This is a genomic window from Candidatus Nanopelagicales bacterium (genome assembly GCA_030700225.1).
Taxonomy (GTDB): domain Bacteria; phylum Actinomycetota; class Actinomycetes; order S36-B12.
On the sequence record JAUYJT010000060.1, the window covers coordinates 25,707 to 52,319 of the forward strand.

Consider the following 26,613-nt stretch of genomic DNA (forward strand, 5'->3'; position numbering starts at 1 on the left):
CACCGGGCCTGAACACATAGAAAACGGGCGCCGCGACGGCGATCGCCACTCCAATCACCACCAAGCGTCTGCGCGTGTAGGGGCCGTTGCCGACAAGTTCCCGGCAACGCTTACCACCTCGCGAACTCAACGTCCGGTCGGAGAACGGGCCCTGATGCGACGGGGAGTTCAACGGTTTCAAGCACCAGCCGAATCAGCTCGGTTCATCTCGTCCCTGCGAGATCGCGGAGCTTGGCAGGCTCGCCGGATCGTCTCGCATGCGAGCTGAACACGCAACCAAGTAAGCCAGAGCGGCTATGCCCCAAAGTACGTAGCTGTTGGCGACGAGTGACTCCGCCAAGGAGTGTCCGTACTCCAGGTCGTTCCCGTTTGGTACGAGGAACAGAGCGTGTGACAGCAGGATTACGAGACCAGACCCAAGCACCAGCCGTGCCCCGATTCCCCGGTCCCACCACGAGTACAGCAACACCAGCGCGGGAACGGACCAAACCCAGTGGTGTGACCACGAGATCGGGGAGACGAGAAGCATCGCAAGCGCCGTGGCAGAAAGGGCGAGCAGTTTCTGAGTCGTCCAGGCTCGTCGCGAAGCCCACATAGCTGCCACAACTACGAGTGCTGAGGCGCTGAGCCACAGCCATCGGTTACCGCCAGGACCGAGCAGTCGCCACAGAAGTCCGTTCAGCGACTGGTTTGACACGTATGCGACGCCCCCGACACGCGAGTCTTGCCAAAGCACAGCAGTCCAGAACTCCCGCGCTTGGTCGAATTGAACCAGTGCGCCAATCGCCATAGTCGCTATCAGAGCCCCGACTCCAATTGCGAAACGGCGGAATGCACCCACCGCCAGGTACATAAGCAGGAAGATTCCGGGGGTCAGCTTGATCCCCGCAGCAAGGCCGGTCAGAATACCCCCACTGCGCCGCGCCGTTCGACCTGAACCCAGCACGTCCTCCACCACGAGCCACAGCAGGATCGTGTTGACTTGCCCGAAGTCCAGCGTTCCCGTAGTAGGTTCAGCGATCAGCGCAAGGGCTGTCACGACAGCCCAGACCGCCACGAGAGAGGTTCGCCTTCGATCCCCGGCTGACGACCGGGTCGCTCCGACGATGAGCCACGTGCTTCTGAACAGGGCGCCAATCGCAGCCCAAACCACGATGAGCGAGGCCACGGGGCCTGGCACCACGGCAAGCGGGACAAACAGCACCGCAGCGAACGGCGTGTAGGTGAACGGCAGCCAGGTGCCGCCCATCTGGCCCGAGTAGAGCGGAACTCCCTCCACCAGCTTCTGACCGCCGACCCTGTAGACATCCAAGTCGATCAGGCCAGGTTTCATCAGCAGAAGAACGCCGACAGCTGCAAGTAGGGACCCTCCGCACCAAGACAGGATGCCGACTGCTGTTCGGTGGCCGAGCCGGTCTGCGGCTTCGTTAACGGCCATTAGCGTCTTGCTCGTCTTCGGAGCGCAATCCATGCCGACTGGCCCGGCCTCCGGACCGGCGTGCCGTCACGCCCGTAACTCCAGGTCGATGCCGAACGCCGGTTTGATGACCTGTCCTTGGCCGATGTGGCGCGGAGCACGGCACAGGCGAGCGAACCGCCGCCTCAGCTTCGACTGGCTGTCCTGCTGACTCTTGCGGGTCGCTTCCCCCCGGGGCGGGACTCCGCATTCGCCCCAAGGCCTGCGACAAATCCCCATCATGCTTCACGAGACTGCCAGCAGTGACACCCCCGGCGCCGGATTTCACGTGGCGTGTTTCGGGCGAGACCCGCCGATTCGGAGGGCAGGGCATCTCCGGCCAACGCGCCGGGCTCAACCGCCAGGACGCCGGGAGGCGGCGGGTGCCGACGTCAGATCCAATTTCCAATTCGGTTCACCTTCCTCACTGTATCGACAGGCAATTTTTGTCCGGCCCCTGCGTGTCACCCTTCCTTGAGACAGGTTCCCGCTAGTTTCTCTTTGCTGATCAAGGGCGGCAAGGACCCGGAAGAACATGTTGACCAAGACGTTTGAGGTGCCCGGTGGTGGCACTGTTGTCGTGCCAGATCCGATGTCGGTGGAACGCCCCGAGCGGCGTACGTACACTGCGGCTTACAAGGCCGCGATCCTGGTTGAGTAGGAGCAGCTGGACAAGGCCGGTAAGGGGGAGCTGCTACGCCGTGAGGGGCTGCATGGGTCGTTGATCTCGGCGTGGCGCCAGCAACGCGACCGCAGCGCTCCGGAGGCGTTGGCCAAGCCGACCGGACAGCCGGTCACTGCCCGGCAGCAACGGTTCGCGAGCCTGGTCGACGCGGTGTGGGAATCCTTCGCCGCTTCGTGGCCGACACCGTCGACGAGGTGTGGTGCGGGGATGTGACATTGATCCACACCGGTGACGGGCCGCTGTACATACTAGTTACTTGGAATCTGGTGACGGCCTGCCGTCCAATGGGACTGCGCCAGTCCATGGGGCGAGTCGGATGGGCACTGTGGACAACCTTCCCCTCCCCTGCTGTGCCGGCCGGGGACTCCCCCAGCGGCCAAGTCGCTCAACTCCACCCTGTGAGGATCGAGTTCGTCTACCGCAAGTTCTTCCCCACCCGTGCTGCGGCCCGTCAACGACCTGAGCCTGGATCGACCAGCTCTGCAACCACCGCCGCCGCCACTCCTTGTGTGGAAGAGTCAGCCCGATCACCTACGAACAGCAAGATCAACAAAGGACAGCCGCATGACGGACCCGTCTACACGGTTCGAGGGGATTGGCAGTGCACGCTAACCGAGCTGTCGGCATGCGGGATCATAGTTGCGTGCGCCCCCTTTCATTCCACGTGCGATCCGTGCTGGAGCGGACGGTGATCCGCACTAGCACGGTCCGTGACTTGTTGGCAACCGGAGCAGGGCTTGGGATTGGCGCCCTGGCGGTCATCGTCTGGGCGACTCGGTCCATTCAGCCTGGCATCGACCTCGCTGTATACCTTCGAGCCGGCGAAGCGGCACTGTCGGGGGAGGATCTATATTCCCCTGAGTTTGGCGCCGGATTACCCACGCCGCTGCCCTTCACCTACCCACCCATTGCGGCTATCGCGGCCGCTCCGCTCTCGTCCGCCCCGTTCTGGCTGGTATTCAGCGCGTGGACAATAGTCAGTGTCGGGGCACTGGCATGGTTAGTGCAAATCTCGTTCGGATCGTTCCTTGACCTGCGCAGGCACCATTGGTTCCTTCTTGGGCTGTGGGCTGGCCTGGTAACTCCAGTGGCGGATTCGCTTGCTTTGGGACAAGTGAGTGGGATTCTGGTGCCCCTGGTGTTCTTCGCTGCCCTTGGCGTGATCGCCCGGGGTAGAAGTGGCCCAACGGTAGGGGTGTTTACTGCCATCAAGCTAACGCCGGGCCTCTTCATCCTATGGTTCGCACTTCTAGGACGCTGGCGCGCTGTAGTTGTCAACTTGAGCTTGGTCGCCTTGCTCACGGGCCTCGGGCTAGCACTTCTGCCTTCCTCGACATGGGTGTACTTCTCGTCGGAAATCTGGGGGGTGCAGAGGGTGGGAAACCCGGCGTCCTACATGAATCAGAGTCTGAACGGTGCCCTTACGCGACTGGGAGCGCCACAAGTCATGTGGATGTTCGTGGCGGCTGTCGTGGCAATCCTGGGATTGACGGCAGCTACGGTGCTCGCCCGCAAGTATTGTGTGATCGGCGCCATCTCACTGGTCGGTCTCACATCTTTGTTGGTATCACCCATATCATGGCAGCACCACGCGATTTGGGCACTGCCAGCGACTGCGGTCTGCATCGGCTCCGCAAGTCGCTGGGCAAGGAGCATCGGATTTGCGGCAGCCTTCCTACTTCTGCTGAGACTGCCACTTCTTGGAACCTCGATAGAGATAGGTCTTCTCTCGACCCTAGCGCAGAGTGCTTATGTCGCGATCTACTTGGCTCTGTGCGCTGGCATTCTTCTGAGTGCCTCGAAGGTGGGCCGTCAGGAAATGTCCACGCAGACCGCCTGAACCCAACCCCACCTCTTGCGAGGATTGCTGTTAGGGAAACTGAAACTCGCGCACAACTTGGTCTCGCCAACATCCCTACGGGGATAGAACTTGAACTTCCGCACTTGGTCGGCCAGTTCGCCGCACGGAACCGTCGCAGAGTCTCCTGAGAATTTGTCACGTTCTGTCCACCAGCGAGCCTTGGTTTGGCAGCCAGCAAAATTCGGGAAGTCCGGTAGGACTGTTGGATGCACCGGATTGACGATGATCTTTCGGACTCGAGTCCCCTCGCCTAGCACTTTGATCCTCCCCCACCACTTGAACTTAGTGCCGTTCTTCCCGAAAGCGTATTGCGTCGTCCAGTTGTCGGCGTTGTTCAGGTCAGCTCCGGTCAGGTCGCAGTTGGACAGGTCGGCTGCGGGCTTCTTGGGGACATTCGTGCAGTCCCTGAGGGGTGGAGCCTGCGTGGTCTGCGGCGCACCCGCCTCACGTACCGGTTCGGTGTCGGTTTGCGGCGCGCACGCACCCAGTACCAACGTGACACACACCGTAAGCGTTGCGATTCCTGTTCGTTTGCTGCCCATGCTCATAGCATGGCTTGGCGTGGCTGCGGTTGCTCGCTGGCGGCCGGGTCCGCCGCAGATTCGTGACCGGGGTCAATCCCATGGAGCCATGTAGACGGATCCATCATGCGAGGGCTGGAAACAGTCAAGACCTGGTATGCGGAATGTTGGAGGGCGCGACGTGTAGGTAGTCGTAGCCGATGACCGTGCCATGCAGTTGATGTAAGGTTGGCCCTTCGGAGCCGCCCTGGGGGGGCTTCAAACCACCTCATGCTGCGCTGCCCCCGGCGTGTCGGGAGACTCCATTTCGTGAGGAGATGGGGTCATGTCAAGACCGAACAGGAATTCTCCGCCGGTGAATCGATCTGCCCGATCCGTGGGACAGCGTTTCAACGCATGCGGCGCCAGCGCTACCGCTCGGGCAACTGCCGGAAGACCGCGTCGTCCCGAACACGCGAGACGGTCCCGCGCCCGGTCGCACCAGTCCCGCCGACTGGGCAGCGAAAGGCCGTCACCGTCCGCGAATGCCCATCTTGTGGAGTCGGTACACGCACAGCGATGGTGCGATTGTTGCGCCAAACCCCGCTGTCGCGTCGGCTACGGCGGTGTGTGTCCGCACCGCGATGGGCCAGTAGCCATCTACGACCTGCTCGACACGACATGAAGACCACCTCCGGGAACGCCAGCCAAGCGACAACCCGCCGCGCCCATTCAAGAACTCGGCCTGAGCCAGACCGATCCATTGATCCAGACCAACGAATCCGCCGCAACGCCGACCGGGACCCAGCACCGAAAACCACCCGCGAACGCGACAAACCAGCAGCCCTGAACTACCCCACGTAACAAGGAGAGCGGGGCCACTTCAAGCTGGCATTCTCATTCGTTCCCTGCCAGCGTGTCGTGCCGTGGGCTGGCGGAATCGGGCGGTACGCCTACGGCAGCGCCCTGAAGTCAGCGCTGCTGGAGTTCGAGGCGGCGTAGGCCGTCGATGCTGGAGTGACTCGCTCAGCGGACGGACTTCGAGCGTAGTAGTATTACTACAGATGTCTTGGCGGAGGAGATGCGGTGACGACGACGATTCCCCAGCGGGAGCTGGACAACAACGCGGGCAAGATCCTGGACCGCGTGGAGCGGGAGCACGAGGACTTCGTTGTGACGCGCCACGGCAGACCGATGGCCAGGCTGATGCCGATCGAGGCTACGGACGAGGAGCGGTTGGCGCAGATGGAGCTCACCGGGCAGCTGACGCGTGCTGTTCCTCAGGGGAGTCTCGGCGAGATCGAACGGGTCGACTTGCCCGGTAGCTCGGAGGATTGGATCCGGCAGGACCGAGGCAAGGAGTGAAGGTCGTCTACGCCGACGCCAGCGCCCTAGTCAAGCTTCTGAAGCAGGAGGGGGGATCGGAAGCCGTTGCCGAATACGTCGAGGCGGTTCCTGTCAGCGGAGGACGGCTGGTCGCATCCGCTATCACAAGGGTGGAGCTGCACAGGGTGGCGATACGCAGGCTGGGGGACTCCTACGAACCCCGCAATGTGGAGATCATCATGTCGCGTGTGGACATCGCACATGTGTCACGCGAACACCTGGAACTCGCGCTGAACCTGCGCGATCGCGCGCTCTCAACACTCGACTCGGTGCACCTGGCTACCGCGATCACGCTGGGAGTTAGCGAGATGCTCACATTCGACAGGGAGCTGCGGGCGGCGCTGTCGGCCCACGGGATCAAAGCCGTCAGCCCCGGAAGTCACGACTAGTCGCCGCTCAACCCCGGTATTGGGCGGGCTGGCGCCCGGCAGCGGCCGCCTGAACTTCACATGCTTGGCGCAAGAGCGGGATGTCCTGCTCGGTGAGCGCTTGGGGTCCATCGCACAGGGCCATTTCGGGATGGGGATGCACGTCGACGATCAACCCGTCGGCGCCCGCCGCGATCGCCGCCTTCGACAGTGGGATCACAAGGTCGCGGTGACCGCCGCTGTGACTCGGATCGACGATCACCGGCAGGTGGGACCGAAGGTGCGCGAGCGGCACTGCCGCGATGTCGAGCGTGTTCCGGGTGCTCGTCTCGAACGTCCTGATTCCGCGCTCGCACAGCACGATCTCCAGGTTGCCCCGTTGCGCGATGTACTCGGCGGCCATTAGCCATTCCTCGATGGTCGAACTCATGCCGCGCTTGAGCAGGACGGGTTTGCCGCATCGTCCGACCTCCTGCAGCAGAGCGAAGTTGGCCATGTTCCGGGTGCCTAGCTGGACCATGTCGGCGAACTGCGCGACCGCCTCGACGTCGGCGGGGCTGACTACTTCCGTGGCCACCGGCAGGCCCGTTTCCTCGCGGACGTGAGCCAGGATCTCCAGGCCCCGTTGCCCCAGGCCCTGGAAGGCGTAGGGAGACGTGCGGGGCTTGAACGCGCCGCCGCGCAGGATGACCGCTCCCGCCGCTTGCGCCATGCGTGCCGCTGCGAGTGTCTGTTCCTCCGATTCCACCGCGCAGGGACCGGCGATCAACGTGAATGTCCGTGGCCCGATGGGGACCTGGTGGCCCGCTGGCCCGACCCAGACGGTCGTGCGCTCGGCCTGGTGATCCCGCGAGACGAGCTTGAACGGCGTTGACACTCGGACGGTTTCCTCGACGCCGGGCAGCGCGTCGATGTTCAGATCGAGGAACCGTTCTACGTCGCCGATCAGGCCGATGATCGCCCGACTCTCACCGCGCGAGACGAATGCTTCACCGTCGGCGTCAGAGACTCTGGCTACTACAGCCTCGATCTCGGCAGCCGTGGCCGTAGTGCTCATGATGACAACCAACAGTCACTCCTCGACGCGGGAACCTTGGGTCATTGTCCCGCGTGCCGGGCGCCGCCTTGTCGGCAGGCCGCGAGCACCAGTTCGCCGCCCTGGTCTTCAAGCCACTTGCTCTCGTTCCCGGGGGACGGGTTGGCTGGCGAACTCCCTGGCTGTCTTCTTCGTCCTGCAGTGGTGCCTGCGATACGCACTACCGCAGCGAAACGTCAGCGTGGCGGCATCGCGATCGCTGGACTCGCGTCGGCGGTGAAGGTAACTCCAGCGCTCCTCTCGGTGGTCCAGTCGATTCGTGGGAATGCACGGGCCTTTGTTCGGGGACTGGCGACGGCGGGGGTCCGTCGCGGGAGGGGACTCGGGCTTGTTTCGCGAGGGGGAGGACCGCAGAGGTGTTCAAGGTCCTCGACATCCGGTAGTCGTCGGTGAGGACTGGCCCGGTTGGCGTCGTGAAGTCAGGGTCAACGGTGCGTTGGAAATCAGTCCGGCATGAGTCCGGAGACCGGTACGAACTTCCGGAAACGCGCCAGCATGTCGACGTCGACAGTCAGGAGCAGGCGAACATCGCGCGCGACTGCGCTTGCGACGATGGCTGCGTCGTGCACGGCGCGCCCCCTGGCTCCGGACGCGACCATCACGTCGAGCCACTTGGACACGGCGCGCTCGTCGTCTGGCAGGAGTGACACGCGCTTGAGGAACGCCGAGATGTTCGCGGCGCACAGTTCCGGCGACAAGCCAAGCCCGTTTGCATCGATGGGACGAGTGGCAACCGAGGCGTACTCGCGAAGAACTTGTGAACTGCTCACCAGGATCGCGCCCGCGCTGGGCCAGCTATTGAACACCGCGAGGGCACTCGAATGGCAAGTGCGGGTGCTATCCGTAGCGGCCACGAGGATATTGGTGTCCAGGAACACCTCACCGTTCGGGATCGCCTGCATAGATTTCGTCCCTGCTCAGAGGCGCGGATCGCCCTGATTTGGTGAAGAACAAGTCAATGGGGGGCAGTTCAGACGACGGCGTCGCGAGTTCCGTTTCCAGGATCACGAGCAGCTCTTGCTGCATGGATCGGCGGTTCGCCCGAGCGCGGCGCTTGAGTGCTCCAAGAACGGGCTCCGGTACATTTCGGACGTGGATCGCTGGCATAGCACAATGCTAGCACAACGCTAGCATTGCCCGCGTAGGGGCAGCCAATGCCCCATGCGGGAATGCTCGGTTGTGGGCGCGTCCGGCCAATGGGTGCCGAACTGGTCAGCTTCGGCGTGGAGACGCGGACTCTGACGGCGTTGGTGCCGCCTCGTCCTCGTCTTGGATCTGCACGAAGCGGCCGTGCCACGTGTGGTACCAGACAGCGCCGGTGGTCGCGTTCACCGAGAGCATCCCGACGATGTTGCCATCCCTGAGGGTGTGCAACGTGTAGTAGCCGGGGAAGGGCTCAGGCTCTCCAGCGGTTTCACCATTCCGGGCGCCAGACAGCCACTCGTTGGCCAGTCTCTCGGCTTCGTCTGCTGAGACTGCGGGAGTCCGTGAATCGGCCAGTGCATAGGCGCCGTACCCGGTATTCCACATCATCGCCGGTCCCCATTCGACCTGGACCGAGCCGGAATCCGGATCGATGAGGACCTCGGTGACGGGGTCTCCGCTTGAGGCCTCCAACTCGGCGTAGTAGCCGTTGTCGAACTGCATGACTTCACCGACCTCAAGCCCAAGCTGATCGGCGAAGAGCTCCGCTGCGCGCCGAGCCTCGGAGGGATTGGTGACGGGGTCTCCGCTGACCACGACTGGCCCGCCCATCATCGGGCCCCCCATCATGGAGCCGCCCATCATGGGTCCGCCCATCATCGGATTGTCCGCCGTCCACGGACCGCCGGGCGACCAGGTTGACTGCGTCGTACCCCAGATGATCACCGCGATGAGTGCAAGGCTGGCCACTAGCAGGACCGTCAAGGGCTTTCGGCGCCCGGTCGATTGGCTCATGGCGACGCGTTGCCCCCTCGCCTGAGTTGCTCCCGCAGCTGGGCGTGGGTTGCGGGGTCGATCTCCCCGAGAGCGAGGCGGCGGTCGAGAATCTCCTCGGCGGTTTGAGGCCGCTGCGACTCAGTCGAGCCCGAACCTGACCCTTGCGCCAGCTTGACTACCGCCCAAACGATCACGGCGATGATGGCTATCGGCACCAGCCACATCAGGACCATCCAGAACCCGCCTCCGCCGTATCCGTACATCATGTTTCACGACCTTCCCTGGGAGGAATCGGATACTTTCGAGGTTACAGTGGCGCCGACTCGCCATCTTCGGCTCGGCGATTGCGGTTCGGTGTTGATTCGGTGAAAGCATCCGCGGAACGCGGCATCGGCCAACCGCGTGCCGCGCTCAGAAGATGCTCAGGGTGACCGTGCTGCCTTTCGGGATGCTCGTGCCGCCTGGTGGATCCTGGGAGTAGACCCGGTCGAGCGGGGTGACGATTCCTTCTTCGATCCGGACCTTGAGCCCGGCGGACTGGACAGTAGCCACAGCCTGGGCCCGGGGCATGTCCACGACGTTGGGAACAACGACCGGCGGTGGTCCCTCCGAAACGGTCAGCGCTACTTCGCTGCCGCGCGGCACGGTCTTGCCCGGGCGCGGAGCGGACTTGATCACGTCGCCCTTGGGGACAGTCTCAGAGATCTGGGTCGTGGCTGTGATCTTCAGACCGAGCCGCTTCAGCGTTGCCCGGGCGTCAACCTCGCTCATCCCGCGAAGGTTGGGGATCTTCACCGGGGCCGGGCCCTTGGACAACACCAGCGAGACGCTCGTGTCGCGCTTGACTTCGGCTCCGATCTTCGGGTTGGCGCGTATGACCAGGCCCGCCGCGATGTTGTCGTGGTACGCGGAGGTCTCCCCGCCGACGACCAGGTTGGATTGGGTCAGCCGGTCGGCGGCTTCGGGCACAGTCATCTTCTTCACGTCTGGCACGGCGTAGCGTTCGGGGCCAAGTGATACGACCAGGGAGACGGTGGACCCTATCCGCGCTGACTGCCCTGGGGCTGGGTCACTGCCGACTACTCGGCCGGTCGGCGCCGTCTCGCTGAACACGCGGTCCATCACTTCGACCGAGAATCCGGCGGATTCCAGGAGCTTGGTCGCCCGGGACTCCGTAGTACCCGTGATCGACGGAACTTCGGTGCGGTCGAACGGGCGTATCGCGAGCGCCCACGCGAGTGCCGCGGTTGCCAGGACTGCGACCAGCGTGATCACAAGACCGGCACGCCAGCGGCGGCCGGGACCACGGTGTGCCCCGGAGACCGGCGGCTCCCATGAGTCTTGGGTGCTCGGTTCGAGGTCGGTCGCTGGCGGGGGGCCTGTGGGGACAACGAGAGTGTCGTTCGGGTTCGACAGCGGTTGCGGAGGGGGGAGGGTCGCGGCGATGGCTCGCACCCTGGCCAGGAAGCTGGCGGCCGTGGCGAGCCGCGCGTTCGCGTCCCGGGAAGTCGCATCCGCGATGAGGGCATCCACTTCAGCTGGGATGTGCGGATTGGCGGCCCTGATGTGGGGCACATCCGTGTTGACGTGGTTGTAGGCAACTGTCCAAGCGTTGTCACCGGTGTGGGGAGGCTGCCCCGCCAGCAGTTCGTACAGCAGGATTCCCGCCTGATAAACGTCGCTGCGCTCGTCGCTGACGCCGTGCGAGACGTGCTCGGGGGCCAGGTATGCCGCCGTACCGATCAGTAGCCCGCGCGTCGCGGCGCTAGGCGTCTGGAGAGCTCGAGCTAGGCCGAAGTCGGCCACTTTCACCTGCCCGCTCGCTGTGAGCAGGACGTTCTCCGGCTTGATGTCCCTGTGAACGAAGCCGGCGTGATGCGCCGCCCGCAGTGCTTGCAGAACGGGGTCGATGATGGCCAGGGCTTGCTCGGTCGAGACGGCCCCCTGGTTTCGCAGCACGTCGCGCAGGGTGCGTCCGGGCACGTACTCCATCGCCAGGTAGATGTGGTCGTCGGACTTTCCCTGGTCGAAGACCGCAACTACATTCGGGTCGGACAACCGAGCCGCGGAGCGGGCCTCCATTTGGAACCGTGTCACGAAGTCGGGGTCCTCGGCGAAGCTTGGGAGCATGACCTTCAACGCGACCGGCCGATCGAGTCGAAGATCCGTCGCCCGGTAGACCGACGCCATTCCGCCGACCGCGATCCTGCTGTCGATTCGGTAGCGGCGATCGAGCGTTCGGCCGACAAGCGGGTCGGCGACCATCGTGTCCATCAAGTTGAGTGTAGGGTCGCGGTCCTGCGCGCAGTCGCTTTCACTCCAGCGGCGTGCCAGCGCCGGTTCTGGAGCGCTGGCCGACCGCTACGCCAAGATCACCAAAGAATCGGCCCGCGCTTGGGCGGATGGAGTCTCTGGCTGCAACCCACGGGACCCTGGGCCTTTCAGGACGAGTTGCCTCTCGCGCGGACTGGCCAGGAGGATCAGCAGCACGATCCCGATCGCGACGGCGATCGCGACAAGATCAGTTAGCTCAAGCAGGGTGTCGGCTGTCGCACTGCTTTCAGCCATCCCATGCACCGCGAACGCGGCGGTCAGCAGGATCGTCCAGCGAAGCTGGGCCGCGCTAAGGCCCGTCACGGCGAAGAGCGGAAGCACCCACAGCAGGTACCAGGGCTGGATCACGGGCCCAAGCACGACGACGGCCCCGAACGCCAGAGCGGCTCCGCGCACCGCGGAGCGTCCCTTGGGTCGCACGCATAGGTACGCGACGATGGCCAAAGACGCCACAAGCCCGATGAGCCTGAAGAACGCGACCGCTCCGTCGTTACCTGGAGCCAAGCCCAGGGCTTGAAGCGCCCCGCCGACTGCCATCCCGAGCGCGGTGGGCGGGGACAGCCACGTCTTGACTTCGCCCGGCGTGGACAGTGCGTTGACCCAGCCCATTCCAACGCCGGCCAGGAGTGCGGTGACACCGAAGGCAGCCACTGCCGAGATGCTGACCAGAACCCAGTTCCAGGCGCGGTTCAGCAGGTTCGACACCACGCCGGCCCGTATCAGTCCGATGAACGGCAGGGCCAGAAGCGCGATGGGTTTGACCGATGTGGCCAGACCGATCGCCGCGGCGCCGACGAGTGGGCTGAACTCCAGGGCGAGTGCGAACCCGACCAGGACCAGGCCCACCATCAGCGCATCGTTGTGCGCACCGGCTACGAAGTGCATGATCACGAGCGGGTTCAGGACCGACAGCCACAACGCCTTCGCCGGGTCCAGCCCGTGGCGCTCAGCGAGTTTCGGAATCGCGACGAGCATCAGCACGATGCCAACGACAGCGAGCAAGCGGAACATGATGGCCGCGAGGAACGCTTGATTGCCGCTGAAGGCTGCGATCCCCCGCGACAGCAGTAGGAAAAGCGGTCCGTACGGAGCGGCCGCCTCTCCCCACATAGGGTCCGCGCCGTAGGAGAACCAGCCCGGCAGGACCGACACGCCTGTTGTGTATGGGTCGTAGCCTTCCAGCAGCAGCCGACCCTGTCCGAAGTAGGAGTACACGTCCCGGCTGAACAATGGCGGTCCGAACAGCAGCGGCGCTGACCACGCGCCCATGAGAGCCGACATGCGCCAGGTGTTCCACCTGTGCCCCGACATCAGGTCATAACCGGTGACAAGCCAAGTCTGGAGCAGAGTGGCCACGCCTGCGAAGATCATCAGCCTGGACAGGATCAGTCCCGGGGACGAGTCGCGCAGCACATCGATCAGGGGCCAGCTCCGAACCGCGGTGTCCAGGGGCAGCCAGCCAACGCCCAGGGATCCGACCATGATGAGCAAAGTTCCCAAGAACCCGGGCAGCCCGTAGCGTGCCAGGAATTCGGACCAGGGATCCGGGTTTCCGCCTCGTCTTCGCGACGCGGACTCGCTCCTGCTCACGCGGATGAGGTTACAGCGGTTCCGGGGATGCGATGCGCCGCGCTACTTGCGGGTGGGGGAGCGGGATGTCTTCGGTGGGGTGACGCCCGGGCCCTCGTTCAGGAACCCCACGCTCCAGGATTCCCAGGAGCTGCCATCCGGGCTAGTGCCTCGTCCCAGAACAAAGGCTCCGTCCTTGGGGACGCCTCCGTTGTGATTCCACTTCACCCACGCGTAGATCACATGCGGGATCCCGCGCATTTCGATCCGGAATTCCCGCATTTCCATCGTCCCAGCCGGTGCATGGTTAAGCACCCAATCCGCCCAGGCCGATGGGTCATCTTCGTCTGCGAACAACCTCTCAAGCGCGCCGCGGTCTCTGGCGTTCACCGCCGCCTCGTAGTCGTATAGGGCTGCTTCGGCCGAATCCGGGCCTCGCGAGCAACCCGACAGCACGAGAACAGCACCCAGCAGCGGCACCAGAAGGACGCGGATCAGACGTGCAGTGGGAACCATGTCGCTCCTGGGTTCTCTTGCTGATGTCTCCTGAGCTACTTGCGGGTGGGGGAGCGGGAGGGCTTCGGGGAGGGGGATGGGGTCTTTCCTGGGCCCTCGTAGAGGAATCCCATAGCCCACGGACCAACACCCCCGTCCCGACGCTGTAGCCCGAAGGCTCCGTCCTTGGGCACGCCCCCGTTTTCACCCCACTTCACGTACGCGTAGCTCACTCCCGGGAATTCGCCGCCTTCGATTCTGAAGTGCCGGATCTCCATCGGCCCCGCTGGCGCATTGGCAAGTACCCAATCCGCCCAGCTCGACGGGTCGTTTCTTGGCGCTAGCTTCTCAAGCGCTGCGCGGTCCCGGGCGTTCACCGCTGCCACGTAGTCGTAGAGGGCCGCTTCGACCGAATCCGGACCCGACCGGAAACAACCCGACAGCACGAGAACAGCACCGAGCAGCGGCACCATGGCGAATCGGATCAAACGTGTAGTGGGAACCATCTCGCCTCCGGGTTTCTCTTGCTGATGTCCTTGAACTTCTCGTTCAAGGTGTTGGGGGTGTGGTAGCTCAGGTAGGTGTTCTTCTTGGTCGCTTTCGTTACCACCATGCTGTGGTCAACCCCCACTTCTACTTCCGGATGGAAATCGGCCTGCAGGATGTCCCCAGCGACCAGGTAGCTCACGTGGCTGGTCCACGTCAGGCGGCGCGATTCGAACCGGCCGAACTGGTAGAAGTTCGTGGCCCCGCCCCACGTGCGGGTCGTGTACGTGAGCTTGTATGGCGGGTCCATGTCGTAGAAGCCCCACTTGTTCGACTCGGTGCGTTGTGACCAGGACCCGTCGCCGACGTAGCTCCAACCGCCTGCCCGGACCGCTTGGGAGACGAAGTTCGTGCAATCCTCCTTCCACTGATCCCCGTACGCGGGGTTGTGCCCCTTGGCCCAAGTCCGCGCGTAGTCACGCACTTTCAGCCTGTTGGCTTTCGACATCCCCTGTGTGGCGACCTCGCCGTGGGCCTCCGAAGCCGGGCCAGTAGCGTCAGGCGACGAGGCGGGACTCGTCCTGTCGATGGCAGTGGCGGCTGCCCGTTTCGGCACGGGGAAACGGAAGGAGGGGTCCTCAAGGGGCTGACGGGGTGCGGTGGGGTGCAGCAGGGTCTTCGCGCTGACCGCAATCCATGTGCCGCTCACCCGCCGATACGTCAACGTCACATCCTGAACCTGATGCATCACGTCGGGCTTCGCCCCGGGCGGTACCGTGTAGTAGAAGCGCAAGTACTTCTTCGTCTCGATTACGAGATTCTCGCCGTCCCGTCTGCTTGAGACCTTGCGGAGCCTGACCTTGACGTCGGAGTACCCGCTGTCCGCCCGTTTCAGGCTGCGCCCGAAACGAGCCAGTGACCGGCTGTGTGCTGGCTTGAGTCGCAAGGCCTCGGTCGTGTCGTTGACCCACGGCTCATTCCTCCGCGGAACACGTCCCGTAATCAAGGGCCGGGCCTGTCGTTCCATCGCCCTGGCCGTTAGCCGCAGCAGCGACTCAACCGTGGAATCGTTGACTGCGGCGGCCGCGGGTTGAGCGGACATTGGCTGGAACAACAGCCCAACCATCAACACGCTCAGCCCCGAGAAGGCGAGAAGGCGAGAAGGCGAGAAACTCATCTGTCGGCCCCCGTTTCCGAGCTACTGGACGGAATGGGCAGACATTACCCTGTGTGCAGCAGAAAACGCAAGGTGTCATCTGAACAAACGGGAGCAGTCGCCCGCCCGATAGGGAGTGAGAGGGACTGAACCGCGCGCTCAGGCGGACCGCGCCGACAGCGCCCGCGCGATGTCTTCAAGAGCCCGTCGGGGCCCGGCGGTGAAGCCACCGTCATCGAGCGCGCCGATCGCCTCGCGCGTGTCCTGGGATATGAGTTCCTCCACCTGCTGGCGCGCACCCGAGGACTCGATGATCCGCTGAAGGTCGTCGATCATCGCCGAATCAAGATCACGATTCCCGAGACTGGCGTCCAGGAAGCGCGCATCATTGGCGGACATCGACGCGAGCGCGAGTGCCACGAGGACGGTTCGCTTGCCCTGCAGAAGGTCGTCGCCGGCTGGCTTGCCTGTCTTGTCCGGGTCTCCGAAGACACCGAGCATGTCGTCGCGCATCTGGAATGCCCGGCCAAGGGGTAGCGCGAAGCGCGAGAGCGCCTCCATCAGATCATCGCTTCCCCCGGCCAGAGCCGCCCCTATCTGCAATGGCCTCTCGAATGTGTACTTCGCCGTCTTGGTCTCAGCGACGCGCAGGGCGGCCGCTACGTTATCGGAGCCCCTTGCTTGCTCAAGGACGTCGAGGTACTGCCCAGCCATGAGTTCGGTCAGCATGATGGCGAAATACGACTTGGCCCGGGCCACGTCCTCGGCTGGCAGGTCACATTCGCCCAGCAACTCGCCGGCCCACGCCAGGCAGAGGTTTCCGATCAGTACGGCCGAAGCGTTGCCGAATCTGTGCGCCGATCCATGCCAGTCGCTGTCCGCGTGCAGTCCGCTGAAACACCGGTGGACGGCGGGCTTGCCTCGGCGGAAGTCGGATTCGTCAATCACATCGTCGTGGATCAGCGCGCCCGCCTGGACGAGTTCCATGGCGGCGGCGGCATCGATCATCGCGTCGCAGTCAGGGCCGCCCGCGCACCGCCAGCCCATGAACAGCAAGGTGGCCCGCAGGCGCTTTCCGCCCGACAGGAAGTCACACAGGCAGTCCGCGATCGGATCGAGTTCGGAGCTGATCTGAGCCAGTTCGATCCTCTTCTCGGCGAGGAACCGTTCCAGACGTTCCCCGGTAAGGCGAGGAATATCCTCCGACCCGCGGAGCTGCTTCGGTGTCACGGGTAGACCCTATGCGGACGCCTCGATTCCGCAGGACCCGCTCGGCTAGCCTCTACAGATGCCCAGTCAGCGCCACGAAACCTCGCGGCCCTCGCTCGGGCAGATCCTCAAAGCTGGCGAGCGTTCGTTCTCGTTCGAGTTCTTCCCACCGAAGACCGACGTGGGGGTCGAGCGACTGTGGCTGGCCTTGCGGGAGCTTGAGGCCCTGCACCCAACTTTCGTGTCGGTGACATACGGCGCCGGGGGGAGTACCCGGGACCGCACTATCCGCTTGACCGAGCGCATCGCGAACCAGGCCACGGTCACGCCCGTGGGTCACCTCACTTGTGTCGGTGCCAGTGCTGGCGAACTTCGTGACGTTGTGGCCCAGTACGCGTCCGCCGGGGTCACCAACATCCTCGCCATCCGCGGTGACCCGCCGGGAGGGGCGGGTCAACCTTGGCAGCCGCATCCGGGAGGACTGGATCACGCTGAGGACCTTGTACGGCTGATCACGAGTCTCGGCTCGTTCACTGTGGGTGTGGCGGCGTTCCCCGAGGGGCATCCGGAGGCGCCTGACCTTGAGTTCGATGCACAGGTCTTGAGGCGCAAGCAGGATGCCGGCGCCGCGTTCGCCGTGACTCAGTTCTTCTTCGACGCGGATGACTACTTCCGCTTGCGGGAGCGTACGGCGCGCATGGGGGTTTCGATCCCGATCATCCCCGGCGTGATGCCAGTGACGAACGTGGCCCAGATCGAGCGGTTCGCTCAGTTGTCCGGCGCCAAGTTCCCCGAAGCTCTGGCTGCGCGGTTCCATGCGGTGGCCGAAGACGGAGAGGCCGTCAGGCTGCTGGGTGTGTCCGTGGCGACCCAGATGTGCGAAAGGCTGCTGTCGGGTGGCTCTCCGGGTCTGCACTTCTTCACGCTGAACCGCTCGTCCGCCACACGAGAGATCTACTCGCGACTTGGCCTGCAGAACCGGTTCGCGGCCCGGGCTGGAAGCTGACGAAGGTAACAAGGCGATGGCTCGAACTGCGAGACTGCGATCGTGGACCTGAGCGCGCTGGCGGACTACCTGCTGATCGGCGCCGTCATTGTTCTGGTGGCGGTAGTCGGAGTGCGCGTCACAAGTCGGCTGGGGATCCCAGGCCTGTTGCTCTACTTGGCTCTCGGGCTCGGCCTGGGCGCGGCCTTCCCGAGCATGCGACTCGACGACGCCATGCTGGGCGCGGTGCTTGGCTACGCCGCCCTGGTCGTCATCCTGTCGGAAGGTGGGCTGACGACCAGACTTGAGGATCTGCGTCCTGTTCTGTGGCCGTCGGTCGCGCTGGCGACGGTGGGAGTGGCCGCAAGCATCTCCGTGGTGGCTGGCGCCCTGATCTGGATCGCCGGAGTAGATGCCCGGACCGCGACGCTCATCGGAGCCGTAGTCGCGGCCACTGACGCAGCCGCCGTGTTCTCAGTGCTGCGCCGACTTCGTCTGCATCCGCGCCTGCGCTCGCTCCTGGAGGCGGAAGCGGGCTTCAATGACGCCCCGGTTGTGGTGCTTGTTGTCGTAGTGTCCGCTCCGGATTTCGATCCGGGTTCGGCGTGGATGGTTCCGTTGATCGTGCTCGCCGAGATCATCGGCGGCGCGATCGTCGGAATCGGGGTGGGCTGGATTGCGCGGCAAGCTTTGCCCCGGCTCGCTTTGCCAGCGTCCGGCCTATACCCGATCGCGGTCATGAGCGTCCTGGTCGGCGCCTATGGACTGGCGAGTGTGCTGCACACCTCGGGGTTCATGGCGACGTATGTGGCGGCCGTGCTAGTCGGTTCGTCAAGAGAGTTGCCCCATCGTCAGTCTGTTGTCGGATTCGCGGAGGGGCTGGCCTGGACGGCGCAGATCGGCCTGTTCATCATGCTTGGCCTTCTGGCCGACCCTCAGAGGGCGGTGAGCGCCATCGTCCCGGCTATCGTCGCCGGGGCCACGCTGTTGGTGCTCGCTCGACCGGTTTCGGTGCTGCTCTCGCTCGGGTTCGCCGGGTTGCCCAAGCGCTGGGTAGCGTTCACGGGGGTGGCTGGTCTGCGTGGCGCCGTTCCAATCGTCTTCGCGGCTATCCCGCTCGGGTTGGGTATGCCGGGATCGGAGACAGTGTTCGATACGACGCTGATCCTGGTCGTGTTACTGACTCTCATCCAAACGCCGCTACTGCCTTGGGCTGGTCGTCGGCTGGGCGTTGGAGAGCCGGGCCAAGCGGACGAACTGGACGTTGAAGCTGCGCCGCTTGACAGGATGAAAGCGTCGCTACTGGGAGTTGATGTCCCGTTGGGCTCCTTGATCGCGGGCCTGTACTTGGCGGATCTGAGGCTTCCCGAGGGGGCGTCGGTGTCACTTGTGGTTCGCGACGGAACCGGCTTCGTTCCAGACGCGCACTCGCGGTTCCGTGTGGGTGACCGCTTGCTGATCGTTGCCACATCGGATGTCCGCTCGCGCGCTGAGCGGAGACTGCGAGCTGTGTCACGCGGCGGAAGGCTGGTCGAATGGGACGAACCGGACGGTGGGTGATCAGCAGTCCTTGCTGGGGGTCCCCTCCCCCTAAAGGGGGTGCCCCCAGCTTGCGGGGGAAAGACCCCTCCCCCTCCCCGGCTTCGCCGGGCGGGGGGACCCCCAGTTGAACGTCGACCTCTGCGACCACAGGCTTCCAACCGGTCCGGCGCTTCTGGTCGCCAGCCGGTATTGACCGTTGTCGGACCCTTCGCATAGCGTTGGCCCATATCGAACACATGTTCGATATGGCTTGCTGAAACCTGATCGTTGGGAGTCCGACATGAGTCGTCGCTACGCGGATGCAATCACGGTCCGGTCGGCTTCGGAGCGCGGGCCACCGACGGAATTCTTCTGGAGCAGGCGCCGCTACAGGATCCAGTTGGTGTTGGCCCGGTGGGTTGAGCGTGACTCATGGTGGCTCTCGCTGGCACCGGTGCACAAGTCGGGGGAACTCCCTGGGGAACGGATGGTCTGGAGAGTTGAGGCCGCGTCAGGACCCTGGGTAGGCGTGTATGACCTGTGCCAGATATCCGGGGAGTGGTTCCTCGCCCGGTCTTTCGACTGACCCATCCCATGACCAGACCCATAGATCTACGAAAGGTGCGACATGCGCGCTCCCGTTACTCAGATACCCACGGCAAGTCTTGAACTTCTCGCAGCTGCGGCCTCGGAGGTCGAGGCCGCGATGGTGGAACCGAAGCCTGCCGCTCGCTACGTGCGTGCCCAACTAGGTGCGTTACGTGCTGCTGCCGCGGTTCTGGCGGCAGGTGCGCGACCTGGCGGTGGGCAGGGTCCGCGCAATGTGTGGTCAGTTTTGCCGACGGTCGCGCCGGAACTGGTGGAGTGGTCGATGTTCTTCGCGTCGGGAGCCGGTAAGCAGGCAGCGGTTTTGGCGGGGCTGGATCATGTCGTCACGGCACGTGAGGCTGATGACCTAGTTCGGGAGTCCCATCACTTCCTCAACATCGTCGCTGCCACATTGGATCCTGGCGTCTCATCGATCGCGGGATCGGTGGCGGGATGAATACGTTGCCGGGTACCGCGTTCAGTCATCTACATGTGGCGTCCGGGTATTCGCTGCGGTACGGGGCGTCAACGCCGGATGCGTTGGTACAGCGTGCCGCGGATCTTGGGCAGAGCGCGTTGGCACTGACGGATCGCGATGGGTTGTACGGAGCGGTCCGGTTCGTTCGCGCTTGCCGTGAATCGGGGATCCGGCCAGTGCTTGGAGTCGATCTGGCAGTTCACTCAAGCGGATTGACAGCGGGGCGAGCTTCCGGTGCTCCGGGCGCGGACAGACGCACACCGGCGCGCGGCGGTGTCTGGCGTGGCCAGGACCACGCGCGGGTAGTTCTGCTCGCGCAGGGCGCGCGTGGGTGGGCCTCGCTGTGCCGCCTGGTATCAGCCGCTCATCTGAGTGGGTCACGTGGCGAACCCGTCGCGACGTTCGAGCAGGTAGCGGAACACAGCTCCGGGCTCCTCCTACTCCTGGGCCCGGAGTCGGAGCTGGGGCGTGCGATTACGGCGCGGAGGCCGGATCTCGCCGACAAGATCCTGCGACAGTGGCGGCAGTGCTTCGACCGGGTGGCTGTGGAAGTCGTGTCCCATCTGGTTCCTGATGCGGGAGCGTCTTTGACCACGAACCGATCATCTGGCTGGATAGCGGGTCTGTCTATTCCCTCGGCGGCCCGTCTCTTGGGCTGGTCGGTCCAGCGGCAAGTCCCTGTGATCTTGTCGAATGCGGTCCGCCATGCGACGAAAGAGCAGGCGCGGGCCGTTGATGTTCTGGACTCGGTCCGCCGGCTGGTGCCGATAAGCGGGCGGCATCTTGACCGGGGCAACAGTGAGGGATACCTGAAGTCGGCAGCCGAGATGCTATTCGTGGCCGAACAAGTGGCAGTCGCGGCTGGCCAAAGGGATCCAGCCATGTTCTCCCGCCAGTGGCTCAGGCGGACGGCGGAGTTGGCCGACGAATGCGCGCTGGACCCAGTGGCGGACCTCGGCATCGGATCCGTTCATGTTCCAGAGCTGGATGTGCTGATGGGCGGGGTTCCACCGCCTGGTGTCACCGCCCAGGCGGCGGCTGATCAGCTCTTGAGGCGCCGTTGCCAGGAGGGTCTGCACCGGGTTGGCTACCCCGGGGCGGATGCGGTCAAGGCCCGGGAGAGACTGGAGGAAGAACTACGAACGATCGCCACATTGGGCTTCGGCGGCTACTTCTTGACTGTGGCGGAGGTAGTAGACCTCATCCGGGGTATGGGGGTGCGGGTGGCGGCTCGCGGATCGGGCGCGGGGAGTCTGGTGAACTATCTCCTCGGCATCTCTGGTGTGGATCCGCTTCGGCACGGTCTGCTGATGGAACGGTTCCTGTCCCCGCTTCGCCGGGCGTTGCCGGACATTGACGTAGACGTGGAGTCAGCGCGCCGGACCCAGGTGTACGAGAAGATCCTGAACCGTTTCGGCGGAGAGCGCTGTGTGTGCGTATCGATGATGGACACCTACCGGGCAAGGCACGCCATCCGCGACGTGGGCGCCGCGTTGGGCATGCCTCCAGGTGAAGTCGACCTGTTCGCCAAATCGTTGCCGCACATCCGGGCCCGGGACGCCAGAGCGGCCCTGGCCGACTTACCGGAACTTCGTTCTTCAGGGTTCGGCCGATTAGCGGAGCAGGGTCGTCTGGACGGGTTCTTCGATCTGGTCGAGGCACTGGACGGCTTGCCGCGGCACGTAGCACTGCATCCATGCGGCGTGCTGCTGTCGGACTCGACTTTGCTGGATCGCACACCAATCGAGGCGTCCTGGCTTGGATTCCCGATGAGCCAGTTCGACAAGGACGATGTCGAGGAGATGGGGTTTCTCAAACTCGATGTGCTCGGCATCCGGATGCAGTCCGCTATGGCCCATTCGGTGAACGAGATCGCCAGGATCGGCGGAGGCGCCCCTGGCGGAGCAGACACCCGCAGACGGATCGATATCGACGCCATTCCCCGCGACGACGAGACGACCTTCGAGTTGATCCGGAGCGCACGGACCCTTGGATGCTTCCAGATCGAGTCGCCCGGCCAGCGGGAGCTAGTTGGAAAATTCGCGCCGGAGACTTTCGACGACCTGATCATAGATATCTCCCTGTTCCGTCCCGGCCCGGTCAAGAGCGACATGGTCAACCCATTCCTGCGAGCCAGGCAGGGCTGGGCGGAGCCTGAGTATCTGCACGAAGACCTGCGGCCCGTTCTGTCGGAAACCGCTGGGGTGGTCGTATTCCACGAGCAAGTGATCCGGATCATTTCGGTCATCACAGGATGCTCCCTGGCTGAGGCAGACGAGATTCGCCGCGAACTGGGTAGTCCGGAGGGGCAGCAGAAGGTGCGCGGCTGGTTCTACCTCGCAGCCCGGCGGCGTGGCTACGGATTGGGAACTGTGGAAGAGGTGTGGGATGTGTTGCGGGCATTCGCCTCATTCGGGTTCTGCAAAGCGCATGCCGCTGCCTTCGCCCTGCCCACCTATCAGTCCGTGTGGCTGAAGGCCCACCATCCGGCGGCGTTCTTCGCGGGAGTGCTCACTCACGACCCAGGCATGTACCCCAAGCGGCTCATTCTCAACGACGCCCGGAACTTCGGCATCCGGATACTCGGCGTGGACGTCAACGAGTCCGACCGGGTCTATCGCGTAGAACGGGTTTCGGACGCGGGTGATCCAGCGCAGGGAAGCTCAAACGATCTGGGTGGAATCCGGGTTCCGCTCTCGGATGTCAAGGGAATTTCCGCAGCCGAGGAAGTCTCGATCATCGCTGGGCGACCGTATGAGTCGTTGGCTGATTTCTGGCATAGGGCCGGGGTGTCCCGCCCAACAGCCGAGCACTTAGTCCTGACCGGGGGATTCGACAATCTGGACGGTACCGGGGCGAACTCGGGTACCGGACCGGCTAATCGGCGCGATTTGCTCCTTCAGGTGATCTGCATGGATCGCTACACCCGATCCAGAGGTGCGCGGGGTGCGCGGCGGGCCGCTGGCCGCGAACCCGCCAAGTCGCATGCGGGCTCTCCAGGCCAGGACTTGGTACTGGCTGTGCGCCGACAGTCGCAAGCTCCCGCTGCCGTCCGCGCTCCGGAGGACATTCCGGTGCAGTTGGTTCTGGGCCTGGCTGATACCCCGACCGCTACCCTTAGTGGCTTGCCAGACATGACCGCGGGCGAGCGAGTTCGGGCTGAGGTGGAGATCCTCGGCATGGACGTGAGCGGTCACGTCGTGTCTTTCTACGAGCCGTTGCTCCGAGATCTGGATGTGGTACGTGCCCGTGATCTGTTGACCTGTCGTTCGCGCGCCGAGATCTTGGTGGCAGGAGTTAAGGTCGCTACGCAGACTCCGCCCGTTCGCGGCGGGAGGCGGGTTGTGTTCTTGACGCTGGACGACTCAACCGGTCCGGTGGACGCCACGTTCTTCTCAGACGCGCAGGGCGCGTACGCGGCTACTTTGTTTCACTCCTGGATGTTGCTCGTGCGAGGCCACGTGCGTCGCACAGGTCCTCGCGGCGTGTCGATTCGGGCGACCGGATGCTGGGAGTTGGGAGCGGTGCGAAAGAGATGGATTGCCCAGGGAGTTCCAGGCGTGCGTGGGATGCTGCTCGACTCTCCGGCAGGCACGGCAGGCACGGCAGGCACGGCAGACGCTTCCGTCGGTTCGGCAACGGTGGGTCAACGACGCCGGGTTCTGGTGCACGCGAACGGATTCCGGGTGTCGGCATACTCGGACACAAAGCCAGCGGGGGAGAACGTCAAGTCCGCTTCGCCGCGGATACGTGATGACTCCCGCGAGTACGAGAATCCGGAGGGTCCGCCGACCAAGCTGTGGCATTCGAGTCCTGGAAGCAGTGGGTGGTGAACAGGTGAGCCTTAGTCAGATCAGGCGTCCGCGGATTTCCGCCGCGTCGGATGTGGATGACAGTGCATGCTCGATCCTGCATGTCGACATGGATGCCTTCTACGCGTCGGTGTCCTTGCTGGACCGCCCGGATCTTCGTGGTCAGCCCGTGATAGTCGGGGGTTCGAGCAGTCGCGGGGTAGTTCTCTCCGCTACTTATGAGGCCCGCGCGCTTGGGATCCACTCGGCGATGCCAATGGCGCGGGCGCGCAGACTCGCCCCGCGGGCGACAGTAGTTGAACCGAATTTCCGGCGCTATCAGGAGGTCAGCGAGTCAGTCATGTCCCTGTTCCGGTCCATCTCACCAATCGTGGAGCCGTTGAGTCTGGATGAGGCATTTTTGGACGTTTCTGGATCCCGCCGCAGGTTGGGCTCATCCGGCCAGATAGCCAGGACCATCCGCGCCCGCGTGAATGACGAACAGGGCGTCACTTGTTCAGTAGGCGTGGCTTCCACAAAACTCATAGCGAAACTGGCATCGACACTGAGCAAGCCTGACGGTATGCGAATCGTCCCTCCAGATCAGGTCATCGCTTTCTTGCATCCACTGCCTGTTGCTGCTCTCTGGGGAGTGGGCGAGCGCACCGATGAGACGTTGCGCCGACTCGGTCTGCGAACGGTCAGCGACATCGCCGCCACTCCAGTCGAGACGTTGCGGCTGGTCTTGGGCCACGCGGCAGCCGTGAATCTTGCCGACCTCGTGTGGGGCCGTGATCCGCGCAGGGTCAGATCTCGTCTGCCGGATCGGAGCATGGGCGCGGAGGAAACGTTCTCCTCGGACGTCGACGATCCGGAACATGTGATCCGGGAGCTTCTCCGGCTCAGCGAGAAGGTCGCATCCCGGATGCGTGGCAGAGGCTATGTGGGAAGGACCGTCCACCTCAAAGTCAGATTTGCGGACTTCTCCACCATCACCCGTTCCCGGACTCTTCCTGATGCGACAGACACAGGCAGAGATGTCTACACGGTTGCCCGCAAGCTGTTCTCCGGGCTTGGACTGCAACGGGCCCGGCTCCGGCTGGTCGGTGTAAGGGTCAGCGGGCTGACAGAAGTGGCCGACACTCCTCGCCAGTTGACGCTCGGCGACACGGGCCCGGATTGGCGTGATGTGGAGCGAGCGGTCGATCGGATCGAGGACCGCTTCGGCAGAGGATCTGTGTGTCCCGCGAGTTTGGTGGATCGCCGGGAACCTGGGATGCCGCCTTCCCAAGGCAACAACCGGCGTCGCTGAAGGAATGGAATGAGCGGCCACACGGTTGCTAATTCGGTAGCCGCTGTGCGCAAACCGCAGGCGACGACTGGTCAGTACGGGCAGAATGACATCAAGTCCAGACCCCCCGGCAGTCCAGCCGGAAGCTGGAGCCGCTGATCACACACAACAGAACACAGTCTAAGTGCTCACAGATTTCGGTCCCGGCTTGGAACATGACCTGCCGCTGCCTATTCTGGAAGGAGCAGAAGGGAGGTGTCGCATGCCGCTATCGGAACACGAACGGCGTCTGCTGGACCAGATGGAAAAGGCCCTGTACGCGGAGGATCCGAAGTTCGCTGAGAACCTGCGCAAGACCCATCGCGTGCAGATCGACCGACTGCGCACCTTGCTCGGTGTACTAGGCATTGTTCTAGGGGTTGGCATCCTCCTGGCAGGGGTGGCGACTTCTTGGGCCGTCATCGGCGTTCTTGGCTTCCTAGCGATGATCGCGGGCGGATTCCTGATCTATGGAGCCGTTACCAGTCGCCAGGGGGTATCTAACGACGTGGATTCAGCTCGCCCACGCACTTCCTCAGTGGCCGCCCACAAAGGTGGTCACGTTGGGCAGGGAGGCTTCATGGACCGCATGGAGGAGCGCTGGAGGAAGCGCCGGGACGACCGGGGCGAGATCTGACCTGCTCCTCGGGCTCCAGGTCGCTGGCCTGACTGGCCGAGGATAGCTAAGCCGCGAGTTGGCACACAGTCGTCGGAGGTGGGCATGTCCGAGGCCCCGTCTGGTTTGCCCCAGACCCCGGTGGTCTTCGACTCATTTCTGGAAACCCGTGCCCGAACGGTCGCTGGGCTATTTCGTGTCTTGGCGGCTGTAGTCCTGATCCTGTGGGTTGTGGCCGCTGTGGTCGCTGTGGTCGTGGGCATCACCAAGGGCGCGAATGAGGGCGCTTTCTTCGGCGGCCTTCTCGTCGGCGTGCTCGCCGCTTGCTTGGCGCTGGTGTACGGCATCATCTCGTGGGCAGCGGTCACTCTCTTGAGTTTGTTCGCCCGCTACATGGCGAACAGATCCTGAAGCCTGAGCCTTAACCCACGGCGGATTGTGGTGGGTGGGTCGGTGCCGTAACACGGAAACGCCCTTCCTCCTCTGGATAGTGGGAGTTGGGGGGTCTTGATCTCAAGGACAGGGCATCACGCGATCGGTCGGCGAGCTCCGGCTCAAGGCGGCCAGATGATGCAAATCCTCTGCTGATCATGGAGGTCGACGATCACCCAGGAAGGGAAGATCTCTGACGAGCTTGATCAGCAGAGGAGTGTGTCCTGAAAGGCGAGTGGTTGCGATGTAGGAGGTCGTGATTGTGGACCGTGCTGTGTTGGTGATGGAGGTAGGTCCTCCGGGCTCGCTGTGCAGGCAGAGGGCTCAAACCGCCGTGGTGTCATGTCGGTC

General features: G+C 63.9%; 24 protein-coding genes. 12 read left to right on the forward strand and 12 right to left on the reverse strand.

The genetic code is table 11. From position 1 onward, the window contains the following. Nucleotides 1-193: 193 nt before the first annotated feature. Nucleotides 194-1,333 carry a glycosyltransferase 87 family protein gene (locus Q8P38_09365; GenBank protein MDP4014809.1) on the reverse strand — a complete coding sequence of 380 codons (1,140 nt, stop codon included), beginning with the start codon at nt 1,331-1,333 and terminating at the stop codon, nt 194-196. Between the two features lie 658 nt (nt 1,334-1,991). Between Q8P38_09365 and Q8P38_09370 the strand changes: the two genes are divergently transcribed. Both Q8P38_09370 and Q8P38_09375 read left to right on the forward strand, forming a co-directional pair. Then, a complete protein-coding gene (locus Q8P38_09370; protein MDP4014810.1) occupies nt 1,992-2,117 on the forward strand; it encodes a hypothetical protein in 126 nt (41 codons plus the stop codon). A gap of 667 nt (nt 2,118-2,784) precedes the next feature. After that, nucleotides 2,785-3,981 carry a glycosyltransferase 87 family protein gene (locus Q8P38_09375; protein MDP4014811.1) on the forward strand — a complete coding sequence of 399 codons (1,197 nt, stop codon included), beginning with the start codon at nt 2,785-2,787 and terminating at the stop codon, nt 3,979-3,981. Here the strand turns inward: Q8P38_09375 and Q8P38_09380 are convergent. Then, complete coding sequence (locus tag Q8P38_09380; protein MDP4014812.1) at nt 3,954-4,544, reverse strand: hypothetical protein; 591 nt, start codon at nt 4,542-4,544, stop codon at nt 3,954-3,956. The genes Q8P38_09375 and Q8P38_09380 overlap by 28 nt on opposite strands. A gap of 1,044 nt (nt 4,545-5,588) precedes the next feature. Between Q8P38_09380 and Q8P38_09385 the strand changes: the two genes are divergently transcribed. Next, the gene (locus Q8P38_09385) at nt 5,589-5,867 is read left to right on the forward strand and encodes a type II toxin-antitoxin system Phd/YefM family antitoxin (protein MDP4014813.1); all 279 of its coding nucleotides are present in this window, start codon (nt 5,589-5,591) and stop codon (nt 5,865-5,867) included. Continuing rightward, entirely contained in the window at nt 5,864-6,277 is a 414-nt protein-coding gene (locus Q8P38_09390; protein MDP4014814.1) for a type II toxin-antitoxin system VapC family toxin, read from the forward strand. The genes Q8P38_09385 and Q8P38_09390 overlap by 4 nt, the downstream gene beginning before the upstream one ends. Nucleotides 6,278-6,284: 7 nt before the next feature. Here the strand turns inward: Q8P38_09390 and aroF are convergent, their stop codons facing one another. The 10 genes from aroF to Q8P38_09440 form a co-directional block, all read right to left on the reverse strand. Then, nucleotides 6,285-7,313 (reverse strand): 3-deoxy-7-phosphoheptulonate synthase, encoded by a 1,029-nt coding sequence (gene aroF, locus Q8P38_09395; protein ID MDP4014815.1) that lies wholly within the window; start codon nt 7,311-7,313, stop codon nt 6,285-6,287. A gap of 482 nt (nt 7,314-7,795) precedes the next feature. Then, entirely contained in the window at nt 7,796-8,254 is a 459-nt protein-coding gene (locus Q8P38_09400) for a PIN domain-containing protein (protein MDP4014816.1), read from the reverse strand. Between the two features lie 310 nt (nt 8,255-8,564). Then, complete coding sequence (locus tag Q8P38_09405; protein MDP4014817.1) at nt 8,565-9,290, reverse strand: hypothetical protein; 726 nt, start codon at nt 9,288-9,290, stop codon at nt 8,565-8,567. Next, complete coding sequence (locus Q8P38_09410; protein ID MDP4014818.1) at nt 9,287-9,538, reverse strand: hypothetical protein; 252 nt, start codon at nt 9,536-9,538, stop codon at nt 9,287-9,289. The genes Q8P38_09405 and Q8P38_09410 overlap by 4 nt, the downstream gene beginning before the upstream one ends. A 145-nt stretch (nt 9,539-9,683) precedes the next feature. Continuing rightward, the gene (gene pknB / locus Q8P38_09415) at nt 9,684-11,546 is read right to left on the reverse strand and encodes a Stk1 family PASTA domain-containing Ser/Thr kinase (GenBank protein ID MDP4014819.1); all 1,863 of its coding nucleotides are present in this window, start codon (nt 11,544-11,546) and stop codon (nt 9,684-9,686) included. An 87-nt stretch (nt 11,547-11,633) separates the two neighbouring features. Continuing rightward, the gene (mptB, locus tag Q8P38_09420; protein ID MDP4014820.1) at nt 11,634-13,196 is read right to left on the reverse strand and encodes a polyprenol phosphomannose-dependent alpha 1,6 mannosyltransferase MptB; all 1,563 of its coding nucleotides are present in this window, start codon (nt 13,194-13,196) and stop codon (nt 11,634-11,636) included. A gap of 42 nt (nt 13,197-13,238) precedes the next feature. After that, a complete protein-coding gene (locus Q8P38_09425; GenBank protein MDP4014821.1) occupies nt 13,239-13,691 on the reverse strand; it encodes a hypothetical protein in 453 nt (150 codons plus the stop codon). 35 nt (nt 13,692-13,726) lie between these two features. Beyond that, entirely contained in the window at nt 13,727-14,176 is a 450-nt protein-coding gene (locus Q8P38_09430) for a hypothetical protein (GenBank protein MDP4014822.1), read from the reverse strand. Continuing rightward, the gene (locus Q8P38_09435) at nt 14,155-15,333 is read right to left on the reverse strand and encodes an amidase domain-containing protein (GenBank protein MDP4014823.1); all 1,179 of its coding nucleotides are present in this window, start codon (nt 15,331-15,333) and stop codon (nt 14,155-14,157) included. The genes Q8P38_09430 and Q8P38_09435 overlap by 22 nt, the downstream gene beginning before the upstream one ends. Before the next feature lie 138 nt (nt 15,334-15,471). After that, nucleotides 15,472-16,542: a polyprenyl synthetase family protein gene (locus tag Q8P38_09440; protein ID MDP4014824.1), complete on the reverse strand. Its 1,071-nt coding sequence runs from the start codon at nt 16,540-16,542 to the stop codon at nt 15,472-15,474. Nucleotides 16,543-16,600: 58 nt separating this feature from the next. Between Q8P38_09440 and metF the strand changes: the two genes are divergently transcribed. From metF to Q8P38_09480, 8 genes are all read left to right on the forward strand, one after another. Continuing rightward, nucleotides 16,601-17,527 (forward strand): methylenetetrahydrofolate reductase [NAD(P)H], encoded by a 927-nt coding sequence (metF, locus tag Q8P38_09445; GenBank protein MDP4014825.1) that lies wholly within the window; start codon nt 16,601-16,603, stop codon nt 17,525-17,527. A 42-nt stretch (nt 17,528-17,569) separates the two neighbouring features. Beyond that, nucleotides 17,570-19,066, forward strand: a complete 1,497-nt coding sequence (locus tag Q8P38_09450; GenBank protein ID MDP4014826.1) for a potassium/proton antiporter — start codon at nt 17,570-17,572, stop codon at nt 19,064-19,066. A 262-nt stretch (nt 19,067-19,328) separates the two neighbouring features. After that, on the forward strand, nt 19,329-19,613 hold the full coding sequence (locus Q8P38_09455) for a DUF6504 family protein (protein ID MDP4014827.1): 285 nt from the start codon (nt 19,329-19,331) through the stop codon (nt 19,611-19,613). 42 nt (nt 19,614-19,655) lie between these two features. Then, nucleotides 19,656-20,072, forward strand: a complete 417-nt coding sequence (locus Q8P38_09460) for an SAV_6107 family HEPN domain-containing protein (protein ID MDP4014828.1) — start codon at nt 19,656-19,658, stop codon at nt 20,070-20,072. Beyond that, nucleotides 20,069-23,926: a DNA polymerase III subunit alpha gene (locus tag Q8P38_09465; GenBank protein ID MDP4014829.1), complete on the forward strand. Its 3,858-nt coding sequence runs from the start codon at nt 20,069-20,071 to the stop codon at nt 23,924-23,926. The genes Q8P38_09460 and Q8P38_09465 overlap by 4 nt, the downstream gene beginning before the upstream one ends. Nucleotides 23,927-23,930: 4 nt before the next feature. Further along, nucleotides 23,931-25,196, forward strand: coding sequence for a DNA polymerase IV (gene dinB / locus Q8P38_09470; GenBank protein MDP4014830.1), 1,266 nt, complete (start codon nt 23,931-23,933; stop codon nt 25,194-25,196). Nucleotides 25,197-25,437: 241 nt separating this feature from the next. Beyond that, complete coding sequence (locus Q8P38_09475) at nt 25,438-25,851, forward strand: DUF3040 domain-containing protein (protein ID MDP4014831.1); 414 nt, start codon at nt 25,438-25,440, stop codon at nt 25,849-25,851. An 84-nt stretch (nt 25,852-25,935) separates the two neighbouring features. Next, a complete protein-coding gene (locus Q8P38_09480) occupies nt 25,936-26,241 on the forward strand; it encodes a hypothetical protein (protein ID MDP4014832.1) in 306 nt (101 codons plus the stop codon). The last annotated feature ends 372 nt before the right edge of the window (nt 26,242-26,613 follow it).